Origin of the sequence: Cellulomonas citrea, assembly GCF_009829685.1 — a bacterium.
GTDB lineage: Bacteria > Actinomycetota > Actinomycetes > Actinomycetales > Cellulomonadaceae > Cellulomonas > Cellulomonas citrea.
Map to the genome: position 1 here is coordinate 1 of NZ_VWSD01000010.1, position 14,022 is coordinate 14,022.

General features: G+C 73.5%; 15 protein-coding genes. 3 read left to right on the forward strand and 12 right to left on the reverse strand.

Features of this window, described 5'->3' with window-relative positions; translation table 11 throughout:
- The 5 genes from F2B26_RS02490 to F2B26_RS02510 form a co-directional block, all read right to left on the reverse strand.
- On the reverse strand, window positions 1-711 hold a 711-nt coding region (locus tag F2B26_RS02490; protein ID WP_159806073.1), incomplete at its 3' end, for a LacI family DNA-binding transcriptional regulator.
- A gap of 97 nt (window positions 712-808) precedes the next feature.
- Window positions 809-1,240 carry a hypothetical protein gene (locus F2B26_RS02495; RefSeq protein WP_159806075.1) on the reverse strand — a complete coding sequence of 144 codons (432 nt, stop codon included), beginning with the start codon at window positions 1,238-1,240 and terminating at the stop codon, window positions 809-811.
- A gap of 440 nt (window positions 1,241-1,680) precedes the next feature.
- On the reverse strand, window positions 1,681-2,109 hold the full coding sequence (locus F2B26_RS02500; protein ID WP_159806077.1) for a hypothetical protein: 429 nt from the start codon (window positions 2,107-2,109) through the stop codon (window positions 1,681-1,683).
- Between the two features lie 132 nt (window positions 2,110-2,241).
- Window positions 2,242-2,703, reverse strand: coding sequence for a hypothetical protein (locus tag F2B26_RS02505; RefSeq protein WP_159806079.1), 462 nt, complete (start codon window positions 2,701-2,703; stop codon window positions 2,242-2,244).
- Window positions 2,704-2,738: 35 nt separating this feature from the next.
- Entirely contained in the window at window positions 2,739-2,915 is a 177-nt protein-coding gene (locus F2B26_RS02510) for a hypothetical protein (protein ID WP_159806081.1), read from the reverse strand.
- Between the two features lie 255 nt (window positions 2,916-3,170).
- Between F2B26_RS02510 and F2B26_RS02515 the strand changes: the two genes are divergently transcribed.
- Window positions 3,171-4,562: an MBL fold metallo-hydrolase RNA specificity domain-containing protein gene (locus tag F2B26_RS02515; RefSeq protein WP_159806083.1), complete on the forward strand. Its 1,392-nt coding sequence runs from the start codon at window positions 3,171-3,173 to the stop codon at window positions 4,560-4,562.
- Window positions 4,563-4,800: 238 nt separating this feature from the next.
- Here F2B26_RS02515 and F2B26_RS02520 read toward each other — a convergent pair whose 3' ends face one another.
- The 4 genes from F2B26_RS02520 to F2B26_RS02535 form a co-directional block, all read right to left on the reverse strand.
- Window positions 4,801-5,034 (reverse strand): hypothetical protein, encoded by a 234-nt coding sequence (locus F2B26_RS02520; protein WP_159806085.1) that lies wholly within the window; start codon window positions 5,032-5,034, stop codon window positions 4,801-4,803.
- A 538-nt stretch (window positions 5,035-5,572) separates the two neighbouring features.
- The gene (locus tag F2B26_RS02525; protein ID WP_159806087.1) at window positions 5,573-7,120 is read right to left on the reverse strand and encodes a chloride channel protein; all 1,548 of its coding nucleotides are present in this window, start codon (window positions 7,118-7,120) and stop codon (window positions 5,573-5,575) included.
- 116 nt (window positions 7,121-7,236) lie between these two features.
- Window positions 7,237-7,590, reverse strand: coding sequence for a VOC family protein (locus F2B26_RS02530; RefSeq protein ID WP_159806089.1), 354 nt, complete (start codon window positions 7,588-7,590; stop codon window positions 7,237-7,239).
- A 170-nt stretch (window positions 7,591-7,760) separates the two neighbouring features.
- Complete coding sequence (locus tag F2B26_RS02535; RefSeq protein ID WP_159806091.1) at window positions 7,761-9,407, reverse strand: ABC-F family ATP-binding cassette domain-containing protein; 1,647 nt, start codon at window positions 9,405-9,407, stop codon at window positions 7,761-7,763.
- Between the two features lie 229 nt (window positions 9,408-9,636).
- Between F2B26_RS02535 and F2B26_RS02540 the strand changes: the two genes are divergently transcribed.
- Window positions 9,637-11,184, forward strand: a complete 1,548-nt coding sequence (locus tag F2B26_RS02540) for a GGDEF domain-containing protein (RefSeq protein WP_159806093.1) — start codon at window positions 9,637-9,639, stop codon at window positions 11,182-11,184.
- 6 nt (window positions 11,185-11,190) lie between these two features.
- Here F2B26_RS02540 and F2B26_RS02545 read toward each other — a convergent pair whose 3' ends face one another.
- The 3 genes from F2B26_RS02545 to F2B26_RS02555 form a co-directional block, all read right to left on the reverse strand.
- Window positions 11,191-11,493 (reverse strand): DUF427 domain-containing protein, encoded by a 303-nt coding sequence (locus tag F2B26_RS02545; protein ID WP_159806095.1) that lies wholly within the window; start codon window positions 11,491-11,493, stop codon window positions 11,191-11,193.
- Window positions 11,494-11,625: 132 nt separating this feature from the next.
- Window positions 11,626-12,492, reverse strand: a complete 867-nt coding sequence (locus F2B26_RS02550) for a hypothetical protein (RefSeq protein WP_159806097.1) — start codon at window positions 12,490-12,492, stop codon at window positions 11,626-11,628.
- Window positions 12,489-13,031, reverse strand: coding sequence for an RNA polymerase sigma factor (locus F2B26_RS02555; RefSeq protein WP_159806131.1), 543 nt, complete (start codon window positions 13,029-13,031; stop codon window positions 12,489-12,491). The genes F2B26_RS02550 and F2B26_RS02555 overlap by 4 nt, the downstream gene beginning before the upstream one ends.
- A gap of 111 nt (window positions 13,032-13,142) precedes the next feature.
- Here F2B26_RS02555 and fabI point away from each other — a divergent pair, with 111 nt between their 5' ends.
- Complete coding sequence (gene fabI / locus F2B26_RS02560; protein ID WP_159806099.1) at window positions 13,143-13,910, forward strand: enoyl-ACP reductase FabI; 768 nt, start codon at window positions 13,143-13,145, stop codon at window positions 13,908-13,910.
- Window positions 13,911-14,022: the final 112 nt, after the last annotated feature.

Sequence of the window (14,022 nt, forward strand, 5' to 3'; positions counted from 1 at the left end):
CCCCGCGGCCCGCAGCGCGGCCCGGAAGCCGGAGAACCGTGCACGGTCGTCGGGCGAGGCCGAGGGGCCCGCGACGTAGGCCGGCTCACGCACCCCGTGCTCGGCGACGAGGTGCGCCGTGAGCGCGCGCATCCCGCCCGCGTTGTCGGTGGTCACGTGGTCGTAGTCGTCACCGGCGCGCGGTCCCGCGACCACCACCACCGGCAGCCGTCGGGCGAAGTGCACGAGCTGGTCGTCCGGGATCGTCCGCGAGAGCGTGACCAGGCCGTCCACCCGGCCGGCGAGGTCGTCGAACACCTGGGCGCCGCGACGGCCGTTGGCGATGGCCACCGTCACCGCGGTCGCGTGCCGCCACGCCTCGAGCTGCACCCCGCGCATCACCTCGGCGATGTACCGGTCGGCCGAGGGCTCCAGCGGGTGCGCCGGGTCCTGCCGCACCACCACCGGCCCGTCGGAGAACCGCAGCGGCTCGATCTCGTCCATCCCGTCGAAGTCCGGGAAGCACAGCCCGATGGCCCCCGACCGGCGCGCCGCCAGGCTGCGGGCCGACCCGCTGGGCACGTACCCCAGCTCGCGCACCGCCTTCTGCACGGTCTCCCGGGTCGAGGCCGTGACCTCCTGCGGCCGGCGGAAGACCCGCGACACCGTGGCGATCGACACCCCCGCGAGCGAGGCGACGTCATAGACGGTCGGCGCCTTCGCGGCCGTCACGGTCTGCTCCCACGCACCTGCGAGATCCTACGGCGAGGCGTGCGCCGGCCGCGGACCCACGACGGCGCCGAGCCGGCAGCCCCCCGCGAACCGCCCCTCACAAGAACAGTGCTCGCATCGCCGATCGGTCCGTCAGGACGCGGGTCGGCCACCTCTCTCGGAAGATCCGCCCCATCTCTCTCCGCAGCGGCTCGGTGCTCGAGTCGATCGGGACCTCCACGCGGACTCCCCCGCGTGAGAGCAGCAGACTGCGCGGCCCCTTCATCACGAAGACGGTGCGGATGTCATCGGCCTCCGCGATGTTCACGCAGGTCGCACCGCTGCCTTCCCCCCAGAAGACAGACTCGCCTTCGATCCAGAAGGACGTCGTCCGACCACGAAGGGCGACCAGAAGCCCGAGGAGTGTCGCTCCGAGCGCACCGGCAACGACCCAGGGCCCCTCGAGGAGGAGCAGCGAGATGCCCGAGCCCCCGAGACCGATGAGGAGACCAAGACCGACAAGCGACGCCCTCGAGACGTCGTCCGTCATGAACGTCCGCTCAGCACTCATGACTCACGCGACGCCTCTGAGGTTCCGACCGTGTGCGTGCAACGCACCTGTCCGCGACGAGACCCCGAGCTGTGCGACGAGCTCCATGCGGAAGGCTCTCCGACCGGCTCCCGTGGCCGTCGTGCTCGGCGCATCGGCCGCCGTGCCCGGGCAGCACTCAGTCGTCTTCCCATGAGCCGGCGGCCTTGATCTTCAGATGCTCCAGGTACCCGGCGAGGACGCCCAGCACCTCCTCGTCGGCGTCGTTCATGTCTCCCCCGCTCGCTCGCGCTGGTGGTGCAGGCCCGGCTGCTCGACGAAGGTACATCGCTCCCGACCGACCGCGGCCGGCGTGTTCGCACAGGTCGACGAGTGCGCCGCCCGCCACCGCACTCGCGACCGACCTCAGGGGGCTGTTCGTACCACCCTGGGCTCGGGCCTCATGCCCCCGACGCGGGCCGCACCAGGACGGCGAGCATCGCGGCCAGGGCCGCGACCGTCCCCAGCCGAGCAGGGAGGTGGTCACCCGCACGCACCCGGCGCTCTCGCGGCCCCCGCACCTGCCGCGACCGGGCCTTCGCGCGAAGCAGCAGCGCGTGGGCGAGGGAAGCCACCAACGTCAGCGCCGCGCTCACGCTGTACACGATCAGCAGACTGACGGGCCAGTCGCCGTCGTGCGCGAGGACGAGAAAGCAGGCCGAGATGCCCGCGAGCAGCCCACCAAGGACGGACGACGGAACACCGACCACCGCCTGCGGCTCACCCCACGGCCCGGTCTCCGGTCGGTTGTACAGAAGCCGCCCGATGAGGCCCAGGGACATCCCCGACGCGAAGGAAACGACGAGGAAGGCCTGGAAGAGAAGCTGCACCCGACCGCCCTCCGCCTGCTGCCATCGCGCCTGGACGGTGAGGCTACTCGGACCCGGCCTCGGCGCTGCCCGGTCGTCGGCGTGGTCCTCGTCGGTGACGTGGCACCTGCGACCGCGGTCCACACGTGATCGCTACGACTGCGCGGTCGACGATCCCGGCGCAGGGCACGGGTACTTGGCTGCCTCGGCGAAATACTCCGCGGACGTCACCGCCTGACCATCCACCACATACCTGCCCGGCGGGAGGCCGCGGGCCTGAGACAAGTAGTCGGAGTCGAGGCCCCCGCCGTACTCGCCCTTCTCGGTGACCACCATGACACCGAAGCTCTCGAGGTTCTCGTAGGAGCCGCTGACCGATGACCAACTCGAGGACGAGAACGAGATCGGTTCATCGGACTTCCCGACGAACCCCGACGCTTGCCAGAGCTTCACCCCTGGCTCCTCCGCCCCGAGGTCATCGACATAGGCGGACTCAACCGATCCCCCGGGGCATTGAGGGACCAAGACCGAGACCACGTCGCCATCCATCCGAACGGCGATCGGAACGGTCTTGGGATCGGAGGGAGCGAACACGCACCCCGACAACGAGAACACGATGGCCAGGGGCGCGAACCACGCCGCTCGGCCCCTCATGGCACGTATCCCGTCGACACGGTCACGCCGGTCAGCTGCGCGGCGAGTGCGGCGTACGAGTTCCTGGCCGACAGCTCCACGGTGACGTCCGTCAGCCTGAGGCGCACCAGGGGGTAGGTGAGGGTGGGCCACCCGTCGAACGTGGCGCCGACGGAGAGCTCGAGCGGATCCACCGTGCCCCCTCATTCACCAGCTCGAGCTGAACGTGCAGCCCGAGACGGGCTCCATCCCCCTAGACCGTGGGCACCTTCGCGGCCATCACGGTCTGCTCCCACGCACCTGCGAGATCCTACGGCGACCCTCGCGCCCGCACCGGGCCGACAACGGACCGGGGACCTCGACGCGGGCGACGTGCTGGAGGGGACAGCGACGCCGGACGGGAGGAGGCTGGCGACGAAGGACGCCGTCGTCCGAAGGATGTGGTCCGCATGTCCAGCACCAGCCCCGCCGCCACGCTCACGTTCCTGGGAGCCGCCGGCACCGTGACGGGCAGCAAGTTCCTGGTGGAGACCGACGGGGCCCGGCTGCTCGTCGACTGCGGGCTGTTCCAGGGACCCCGGCAGTGGCGCCGCCGCAACTGGGAGCCGCTCCCGGTCGACCCGTTGACGATCGACGCCGTGGTGCTCACCCACTCGCACCTCGACCACTGCGGCGCACTGCCGCTGCTCGCCCGGCACGGCTTCACCGGGCCGGTCGTGTGCAGCCCCGGGACGGCGGCACTGGCCGCCATCGTTCTGCGGGACGCCGCCCACCTGGAGGAGCTGGAGGCCGAGTACGCCCGCCGCGACGGGTACTCCAAGCACACCCCCGCCCTGCCGCTGTTCGACACCGACGACGCCGAGAAGGCGATCACCCTGCTCCAGCCGCACACCGGTGACGGGCCCACCCGGCTGCCCGGGGGTGCGACGGTCAGCCTGCACCGGTCGGCGCACATCCTGGGCTCGACGTTCGCGGTGCTCGACATCGGCGGGGTGCGCACGCTGTTCACCGGGGACATGGGCCGCCCGGTGCACCCGCTGCTGGCCCCGCCGGCCCCGGCCGTCGACGCCGACGTGGTGGTCACCGAGTCGACCTACGGCGCCCGCCAGCACGCCACCACCGGCCGTGCCGTGCTGGCCGAGGCGATCGTGCGCACGGCCCGGCGCGGTGGGGTGTGCCTGCTGCCGGCGTTCGCGGTCGACCGCACGCCGTCGCTTCTCGTGGTCCTCGCCCGGCTGCGGCAGGACGGGGCGATCCCGTCGCTGCCGGTGCACGTGGACAGCCCGATGGCGCTGCGGGCCCTGGAGGTCTACCGCCGGGCGGCCGCCGCGCACGACCCGCAGCTGCGTCCCGAGGTGACCGACGAGCTGCTGTCCGGGGTCCACCTGGACGCAGCACGCGGCGACTCCGAACGGCTCAACTACCCCGCGGGGCCCTGCATCATCATTTCGGCCTCGGGGATGGCGACCGGTGGACGTGTGCTGCACCACCTGGCCGCCCAGCTGCCCGACCGGCGCAACACCATCCTGCTCACCGGCTACCAGGTGCCGGGCACCCGCGGCGCCGCACTGGCCGACGGTGCACGTCAGGTCAAGATCCACGGCGAGTACGTGCCGGTGCGGGCCGAGGTGGTCGTGGTCGACGGGTTCTCGGCGCACGCCGACGCCGATGAGCTGCTGGCGTGGTTCACGACCGTGCACCCGCCCCGCACGGCGTACGTGGTGCACGGCGAGCCCGACTCGGCCGCCACCTTCGCCCGCCGGCTCGGCGACGAGCTCGACTGGAACGCCGTGGTCCCGGGCTACCGGGAGAAGGTGGCGCTGCGCGCGCGGCAGGAGTGAGCCTCAGCGGCCGGGGAGTGTCGAACGCCCAGCACGGCTCACCGTGGCCACCGCTCCTGGCGCCGGGCCGTCCCCACCGGTCCCGGCACACGCGTCTCTCGCGAACGACGGGGCGCCATGGGCCGCCCGAGCACGGTGCACCAGCGGGCCCCCTTCGCGCCGTTGAGAGAGTCGATCCCGCCCGGGAGTTCACGGGCGGCGTCCAGGTCGACCGAGGTCGCGCTCCGATGCGCCACCCTCACCGCCCGTCCCCTCGCTCCTGCCCGGCACGACGCCGACGCTCCCACCGGCGGACCACCCACCACAGACCCCACATCAGCCCGGCGCCCGCGACCTCGAACCCGGTGAAGAACCACGCTCCGGGGCGGTCGTCCGCCGAGGAGCGGAGCGCGAGGAACGCCGTGACCACCGCAAGGACGGCGAACGCCACGGCGAGGGTGGCGAAGGTCGAGCGGAGGTCCCGGACGAGCATCTCGACGATGATCCCGCCACGGGCCGCCCCCCTCACAGTGCCCCCAGAGTCCGACCGTGCACCCATCAGAACCGCCACCCCCAGCCACGTCCTGTCCCGGTCCGAGGACGGCCGGTGCCACGCCCGCGTCCTGCGCCGTATCGGCCACCGCCCCACCCTCGGTTGCGGCGAGACGCTGGCGCACCGGGCCGTCGCGTCCGCTGCGTCCCCTTCGGAGAAGAACGAGCCCGAGGCCAGTGACCAGCAGCCCGATGACGACCAACGGCACCGCCCACACCAGACTCCCAGCACCCCCGAGCGTCAGGGAGGACACGACCGGCACGACGAGCGCGGACCCGCCCCAGACGAGCACGGACGGCAGGCGCGGTGCAGAGCGCCCGTCCGACCCCTGCGACGGCTCGTCCTTCGCCTCGGTCCGGGAGAGCCACCACAGCCCCGCCCCGATCAACGGGAGCGCGAGGAGCGGCGCGAGCGCCGCCGCCAAGGAAGGCTCGGCCATCTCGGTTCCCCCTGTGCTCAGACCGACCCGCTCATCCTGTCAGTCCGGCAGGTCGTGACGGAAGGTCCGCCGCACCTCCCGGACCGCGGCCGCGCGCTCGTGCCGCGACTGCGCCGGGAGCACATGCAGCTCGACGCGGTCACCCGGGGCCAGGACCCGGTCCGCGCCCGGGGTGTGGCTGACGTCGCCGCGCCGGACGACGGCGACCTGCACACCGTCGGGCAGGGCGAGGTCACCGGCCGCGACGCCGTCGGCCCGGCTGCCCAGCTCCACCGCGAGGTCGAGCACGAGCCCACCGCCGCGCGGCGTCTGCGGGTTCGCGGCCAGGAAGCGTTCGAGCAGCTGGTCGTAGATCGGGCGCCCGCGCAGCAGGTCCGCGGTGAGCAGGGCGAGCAGGGCGCACGCCGCGACCGGCAGCACGTGCACCACCCGCCCGGACATCTCCACCACGAGCAGGATCGCGGTGACCGGTGCCTGCAGGCTGGCCGCGAGCACCCCCGCCATGGCGCACAGCACGAGGGCCGGCCGGGCCGCCGGGGGCAGACCGGTGTGCGTGGCCGCGGTCGCCAGCACCGCACCGGTGAGCGCCCCGAGCGACAGCAGGGGCATGAAGATCCCGCCGGGCGTCCCGGACCCGAACGACGTCCCGGTGAACAGCAGCTTGCCCACCAGCAGGCCCAGCAGCCCGAGCACCGGCAGCGCGCTCGTCTCGGCGAGCCGGACCAGCGTGTCGCCGCCGCCCATGAGCACGGGCACCGTGAGCCCGACGGGCAGCGCGATGAGCAGCGCCACGACCGGCCGGACCGGGCCGGGCAGCCGTCTGGCGGCGCTCTGCATCCCGAGCAGCACCCGGTTGGCCGCGACCGCGACGGCACCGGCGAGCGGGCCGAGCACGAGCAGCCACGGGTACTGCCCGAGCGGCAGGCTGGCGACGGCCCCGAAGTCGAGCACCGGTCGCAGCCCGAACACGGCCGACGACACGACATCGGCGCCCAGGGCCCCCGCGGCCGCCGCGAGCAGCACGAGCGGCGAGAACGACCGGTGCAGCTCCTCCAGGGCGAAGACCATGCCGGACAGCGGTGCGTTGAACGCCGCGGACAGGCCGGCCGCAGCGCCCGCGGTCACCAGGTGGTCGCGCTCCACCCCGCTGCTGCGCACCGCGGTGGCCACCGCCTGCCCGGCGCTCGCCCCGATCTGCACGCTCGGCCCTTCCCGGCCCAGGGACAGACCGGCGAGCGCCCCGAGCCCGCCGCCCAGGAAGCGCACCCCCAGCACCGACCAGGTCGGCACCTGCAGGCCCTCGACCAGGACGCCCTTGACCTGCGGGATCCCGGACCCTCCCGCCGCCGGGACCCGACGCACCGCCCAGGCGATGACCAGGCCCATGCCGACGAGCACCGGGACCGCCACCACCAGGAGCAGCGGTCGCGCCGCGACGGCCCGGTCGACGGCCTCGGCACGGCCGAGCGCCAGCCCCAGGAGCGCCCGGTAGGCGGCCACGAGCAGACCGGCGGCGAGCCCGACGAGCAGCGCCAGCCCGACGGTGCGCCACACGAGCACGTCACGACGAGACAGCGGCAGCCGCACGACACCTTCCTGACCTCGTCCGAGCGCCACCTGGTCCGGCGGGCAGGGGCCCGGGTGCGGCGCGTTGCGGGACGACTCCCGGCGAGGGTACCCGGCGCCGTTGAGCGCCCGTCCGCTCAGGCGCTCACCAGGTCGAACGCGTTGCCCTCGGGGTCGGCGAGGGTGACCCAGCGGGTGGCGCCGTCGCTCACGCCGCCGAGCCGGCGGGCGCCGAGCTGCACGAGGCGGTGCGACTCGGCCTCCAGGTCGCCGGTGGACAGCTCCAGATGCAGCGGGGTGGCCATCGGACGGCCGTCGGTGACCTGGCGGAACACGAGCCGGGGCGCCCCGAGCTGGTGCGGGTCCTCCAGCTCGGCGCGTTGCGGGGTGGCGCCGGGTGCCAGACGCAGCCGCAGCACGGCGGCCCAGAACAGCGCGGCGGCCTGTGCGTCGAAGGCGTCGAACGTCAGTCCGCTGAAGCTGCTGGCCATGGTGGTCTCCTCCGGTACCCGTCCCGACCGTCGCGCGGCACCCCCGGGGCGGCCCGCGCTCGGTCGCTGCTGGGGACAGGTCTACCGACCGCCCCCGGACGAACCCTGGGAAACCTGTCAGGGGGTTGTGTCGATGCGGTGGCGGTCGTCCGACGCGCCGACCGCCACGCTCAGTCCGGCGTGACCTCCTCGACGCGGCCGTCCTCCACGTGCCAGCGCCGGGTCAGCCGCACGGTGTCCAGCATCCGTCGGTCGTGCGTGACCAGCAGCACCGTCCCGTCGAACGCCTCCAGCGCCTGCTCGAGCTGGTCGATCGCCGGCAGGTCGAGGTGGTTCGTCGGCTCGTCGAGCACCAGCAGGTTCACCCCGCGGGCCGACAGCAGCGCGAGGGCCGCCCGGGTGCGTTCCCCCGGGGAGAGCGAGGACGCCGGCCGGCCGATGTGGTGACCGCCCAGCCCGAACTTGGCCAGCAGCGTGCGCACATCGGCCGTCGGCCAGTCCGGCACCTGCCGGGAGAACGCCCCGACCAGCGGCTCGTCGCCCTCGAACGCGGCACGCGCCTGGTCCACCTCGCCGACGAGCACCCCCGAACCCAGGTCCACCCGCCCCGACGTGGGCGCCAGCCGGCCCAGCAGCAGCGCGAGCAGCGTCGTCTTGCCGGCGCCGTTGGGCCCGGTGATCGCCACCCGGTCCCGCCAGTCGAGCTGCAGGTCCACCGGGCCCAGGGTGAAGCCGCCGCGGCGCACCACCGCCTGGTGCGCCACCGCGACCACCGCCCCCGAGCGTGGGGCGGCCGCGATGGTCATCTGCAGCTGCCACTCCTTGCGCGGCTCCTCGACGGTCTCCAGCCGGGAGATCATCCGCTCGGTCTGCCGGGCCTTCGCCGCCTGCTTCTCGGAGGCCTCCGAGCGGAACTTGCGGCCGATCTTGTCGTTGTCGCTGGCCTTGCGACGCGCGTTCTTCACGCCCTGCGCCATCCAGGCCCGCTGCATCCGGGCCCGGGCCGCCAACGCGTCGCGACGGGCCGCGAAGTCCTCGTACGCCTCCCGCGCCTGACGTCGCGCGGTCGAGCGCTCCTCCAGGTAGGCGTCGTACGACCCGCCGTAGACCGCCACCTTGCGCAGGCTGCGGTCGATCTCCACGACGGAGGTCACCGTGCGGGACAGGAACTCCCGGTCGTGGCTGACGAGGACCACGGGTGCGGTCTGCCGGTGCACGAACTCCTCGAGCAGCTCCAGCCCGGCCAGGTCCAGGTCGTTCGTCGGCTCGTCGAGCAGGTAGAGGTCGTAGCGGGACAGCAGCAGCCCGGCCAGGCCCACCCGGGCGGCCTGCCCGCCGGACAGCGCCGTCATCGCCAGCGACGGGTCGACGTCCAGGCCCAGGTCGGCGAGCACCGCGGGGGTCCGGGTGTCCAGGTCGCCACCGCCCAGCGCCATCCAGCGCTCCAGCGCCGCCGCGAACTCCTCGTCCGCACCGGGGGCGCCGGTCGCCAACCGGTCGGCCGCGGCGTCCATCGCCACCTGCGCCGGGCCGACGCCGGTGCGCCGCTCGAGGTGGGCCTGCACGGACTCGTCCGCCCGGCGCTCGACCTCCTGCGCCAGGTAGCCCAGCACGGCGTCGCGCGGCGAGACCGAGACCGTGCCCGCGTCCGGTGCACGCTCACCGGCCAGGATGCGCAGCAGCGTCGACTTGCCGGCACCGTTCGGCCCCACCAGCCCGACGACGTCGCCCGGGGCCACCACGAGGTCGACCCCCGCGAACAGCTCGCGGTCGCCGAACCCCGCACCCACGCCCTTGGCCTGCACCGTCACGCTCACAGCCCCCATTGTCCGTGCCTCGGCGCCGCCCGCCGTCCGCCCCCGGCGCCGGCACCGGCCCGCCCGTTCCCGCTGTGCAGCACGGCGCACCGGGGTGCGTGAGGCACGCACCCGGCGGGGCGATCACCAGGCGTTCACCCAGCACATCGCTCAGTGAAAGGCCCAAGACTGTCGACAATGCCGGGGACAGGTCGGCGCCCGGTCGGCTCGAGGGACAAGGAACGAACCGATGTGGCACGCACGCGGGACGCGCGCGCTCCTGGTCGTGTCGGCGACCGGGATCCTGGCCGCCTCGGTGCCCGTCGCCCCGGTCGTCGCCCGCACCTGGGTGACCTGGCTGCTGTTCCTCACGGTGCACATGTGGTTCGTCATCGACACGTGGCACGTGTGGCGCGACCCGGCGGCCAACGGGGCGACCCGCCGTATCTGGCGCGCGTTCTTCGGCACCGGCATCCTCTACACGGCCAGCGACCTGGTCCAGCTGGTCACGATGACGGTCCAGCCCTGGAGCGTCGACCTGGCGACCGGGGTGCCGGGTCAGCAGCTCCTCGTCTACACCGGGACGGGGCTCGCTCTGCTCGCCGCGCTCGTCGAACCGCTGCGGCTCGGGTCGCCGCAGGCCCGGCTGCGGTTCTGGCTGGACGTCGGCGTCGTGCTCGTCGGGGTCGCCGCGCTCGGGGTCTTCGTCGTCCCCGTCTCGTCGTCGCGCACGACGTCGGACACCATCGCGCAGTTCGTCGTCGGCCCCGCGGCGTTCTCGGCGATCGCCTTCGTCGTGCTCAAGCTCGCGATGTCCGCCGAGCGGCCGTTCTCCGCGACGGCCGGCCGCATCCTCGGGCTGGCCGCGGCGGGCGAGGCCGCGCTCGCGCTCATCACGATGCGCGTGGACCTGGCGCAGAACCTCACCGTCATCTTCGCGATGACGCTCACGAGCAACGCGCTGCTCGCGCTGGCCGCCCGGCTGCAGCGCGGCGCCCCGAGCATCCCGACCACGCAGCTGCCCACGGGCCCGCACATCACCGCACTGCCCTACCTGTCGATGGCCACCATCAACGCGCTGCTCGTGTGGGCGCTGCTCGCCGACGGCCGCTCGGGGCGCACCTGGATGGTGCTGGGTGCCGCCATCGTGGGCAACGTCCTGGTGATGACCCGCCAGCTGCTGTCGCTCAACGAGTCCTCCTGGCTGCTGGGTGAGCTCGACCGCCGGCTCACCGAGCTGCGTGAGGCGCTGCGGCAGCGCGACGAGCTCACCGCCCGGCTGGCGGACCTGGCCTACCACGACGCGCTCACCGGCCTGGCCAACCGCGCCCTGTTCGACCAGTCGCTGGAGAACGCGGTCGAGGCCCGCCGCGCCCGCACCGACCTCGAGCCCGACGACCTGCTCACCGTCCTGCTCGTGGACCTCGACGGGTTCAAGGAGGTCAACGACACCTACGGCCACGCCGTCGGCGATGCGCTCCTCGTGGCCGTCTCCACCCGCATCCAGGCCTGCGTGCGCCGCGGCGACGTGGTCGCCCGGTTCGGCGGCGACGAGTTCTGCCTGCTGCTGGAGAGCAGCCCGCAGGACGCGAACGACGTGGCCGACCGCATCGTCGAGGCCCTCGGTCAGCCGTTCGACCTTGGTGGCCTGCAGGTCCACGTCGGCGCCAGCGTCGGGCTCGCGTCGCTCGACCCGTGCACCCGCAACGGCTACGACCTGGTGCGGCGCGCCGATGCGGCGATGTACAGCGCCAAGGGCCTGGGTAAGGGCCGGGTCTTCGTGGACCAGGGTCGCTGAGCGGCCTCAGCGCACCTCGACCTCTTTCCAGAACGCCACGTAGTCGCTGAAGTCGGCACCGACCCGCTCGAACGCCGTCGGGTACGGCGTGGGGTACGACCAGGCGCGGTCGACGAGCAGACCGTCACCGTCACGCACCGAGAAGTACTGGCACTGCCCCTTCCACGGGCAGGTGTACGGCGTCGGCGAGGGCTGCAGCAGCTCGTGCCGGACGGACGAGGGCGGGAAGTAGACGTTGCCCTCGATGTGCAGCACCTCCTGCTCGGGTGCGTCGGCGAGCACGACACCGTGCAAGGTGGCGGTGGGCATGGCGGACCTCCTGGTCGGGCGGGCTCCTTGCCGCGACGGTAGGTCACCGGCGCACGGCGCGCATCACGGACGACGACGTGCGACGGCGACCTCCTGGGGCGCCGTCGCACGTCCGCCCGTGCCGGCTCCGCCTCAGCTTCCCGACGGCGCCGGGCTCGCCCCGACCGCGGGGAGACCCGCGTCGATCGGGACGCTGGTGAGGGAGTCCAGGATGCCGGCGGTCCGGCTGGTCCCGTCGGCCAGGTGCACTACGACCTCGGTCTGCGACCAGCCGGTCTGCGAGTCCTCGGTCGACGGCCACCAGGCCGTCCAGTAGCCGCCGGCCACCGAGGCGGTCACCGTCGAGCCCTGCGGGGTGCGCAGCTCGACCCCGACCACCTGCGCGCCGACCCGGCCGCTGGCGACCACGGCACTCTCACCGCCAGGGACGCCGACCCCGCCCCCCTGCAGCAGGTCGACGCCGTCGGGTGCGGGTGCGCTCGGGTAGGCGGCCAGGTTGGTCGTGTTCACCGTGGTCACCTGGTCGCCGAGCTCGGGTGAGGTGAGGCAGCCGAACACCCAGGACCCGTTGGTGGTGACGAGATGGGTGAACGAGCCGCGCTGCTCGGTGAGCACCACGCGCTGCCCACCGACCTGGTCGACGGATCGCGGCACGTTCAGCGGCGGGACCGGCTGACCGCTCGCGAGGCGCTGCGCCGTCGCCTGGGCAGAGAAGGTGGTCACCGCCTCGCACCGCTGCTGGGCGACGGAGACCTGCTGCGCCGTCGCCGCGCTCGGCAGCGCGGTCCAGCCGGCGAACGCCGACGGGGACGACGTGGGCCAGGCCACCAGCGCGGTCGCACCGACGGCGGCCGCGGCGGCGACGGCGAACCAGCGGCCGCGGTGGTCCACCCGCCGGGGCACGGCCGTCTGCGCCAGCACACGCTCGTGCACCTGCTCCAGCAGGTCGTCGGGCACCTGGGGTGCCAGCAGGGTCAGGGTCTCGTCGAGGTCGTTCATCGTGCCCTCCTCAGCTCGTGGACCTGCGCGGTCCCGGTGGTGTCGTCCTCGTGCTCGGCGGCCGCCACCCGGGCCCGCGCCCGGGACAGCCTCTTGGTGAACGCCTGCTCCGAGCAGCCGGCCACCTTCGCCCCCTGCTGCGGGGTCAGCCCGTCCCAGGCCGTGAGCAGCAAGGCCTCACGCTCGGCGTCCGTGAGCCGGGCGAGGGCCCGCAGCACCTCCTCACGCGCCCGGACGGGCACGTCGGCGGCCTGCGCGGGGCGGGCCACCTGGACGAACCGCGCCAGCTCACGTTCGAGCAGCCGGCGGCGGTAGGTCGACCGGCGCCGGTTGGACATCGTGTTGCGCGCCACGACGAGCAGCCAGGGCAGCGGGTCGCCGGGCACGTCGGCCAGCCGTCGCCAGGCCACCAGGAAGGTCTCGGCGACCACGTCCTGGGCGCTGTCGGCGTCGGTGTGCCGCAGCGCGTAGGCGTAGACCCGCCGCGCGCAGCTCTCCCAGAGCTCGGCGAAGCGCCGGCCCTCGTCCTCGTTCGTCATGCTGCTCACACCTCGTACTGTCCGGCAGCGGGCGCGGATGACGCCCTGCCGGGCACTGCTGCCAAGATGGCCCCTGCACATGTTCGGACCGACGCGATTGGGAGCCACCTCATGGGCCTGCTCGACGGCAAGAAGATCCTCGTCACCGGGGTGCTCACGCAGGGCTCCATCGCCTTCCACGTGGCCCGGCTCGCCCAGGAGGAGGGCGCCCAGGTGGTGCTCACCTCGTTCGGCCGCCAGTACCGGCTCACCGAGGTGATCGCCCGCCGGCTGCCCGTCGAGCCGCCGATCGTGCAGCTCGACGTCACGTCCTCCGACGACCTGGCGGCCCTCGCGGAGCGGGTGGGCGAGCACACCGACCACCTCGACGGCGTGGTGCACTCGATCGGGTTCGCGCCGCAGGCCGTGCTCGGCGACAAGTTCCTCACCGCGCAGTGGGCCGATGTCGCCACCGCGCTGCAGGTCTCGGCCTACTCGCTGCAGGCGCTCGCGGTGGCGAGCCTGCCGCTCATGGGTGCGGGCGGCTCGATCGTGGGCCTCACGTTCGACGCGTCGTTCGCCTGGCCGGTCTACGACTGGATGGGCGTGGCCAAGGCGGCGTTCGAGTCGACCTCGCGCTACCTGGCCCGCGACCTGGGCCCGAAGGGCATCCGCTGCAACCTGGTGTCGGCCGGTCCGGTGAAGACGACGGCGGCGACCTCCATCCCCGGGTTCGAGACCATCGAGGGCGGCTGGGACAACCGGGCGCCGCTCGGCTGGGACGTGTCCGACGCGGTGCCGACGGCCCGTGCGGTGACGGCGCTGCTGTCCGACTGGTTCCCGGCGACCACCGGCGAGATCGTGCACGTCGACGGTGGCGTGCACGCGATGGGCGCCTGACCAGGCTTCCTGTCTGCGGCGGCGGGACCGGTGATCGACCGGTCCGGGGCTCTCGTATCTCCGCCGAACCTACGGTATCGTAACTTACGCTACCGTAACCAGCGAGAGGCTC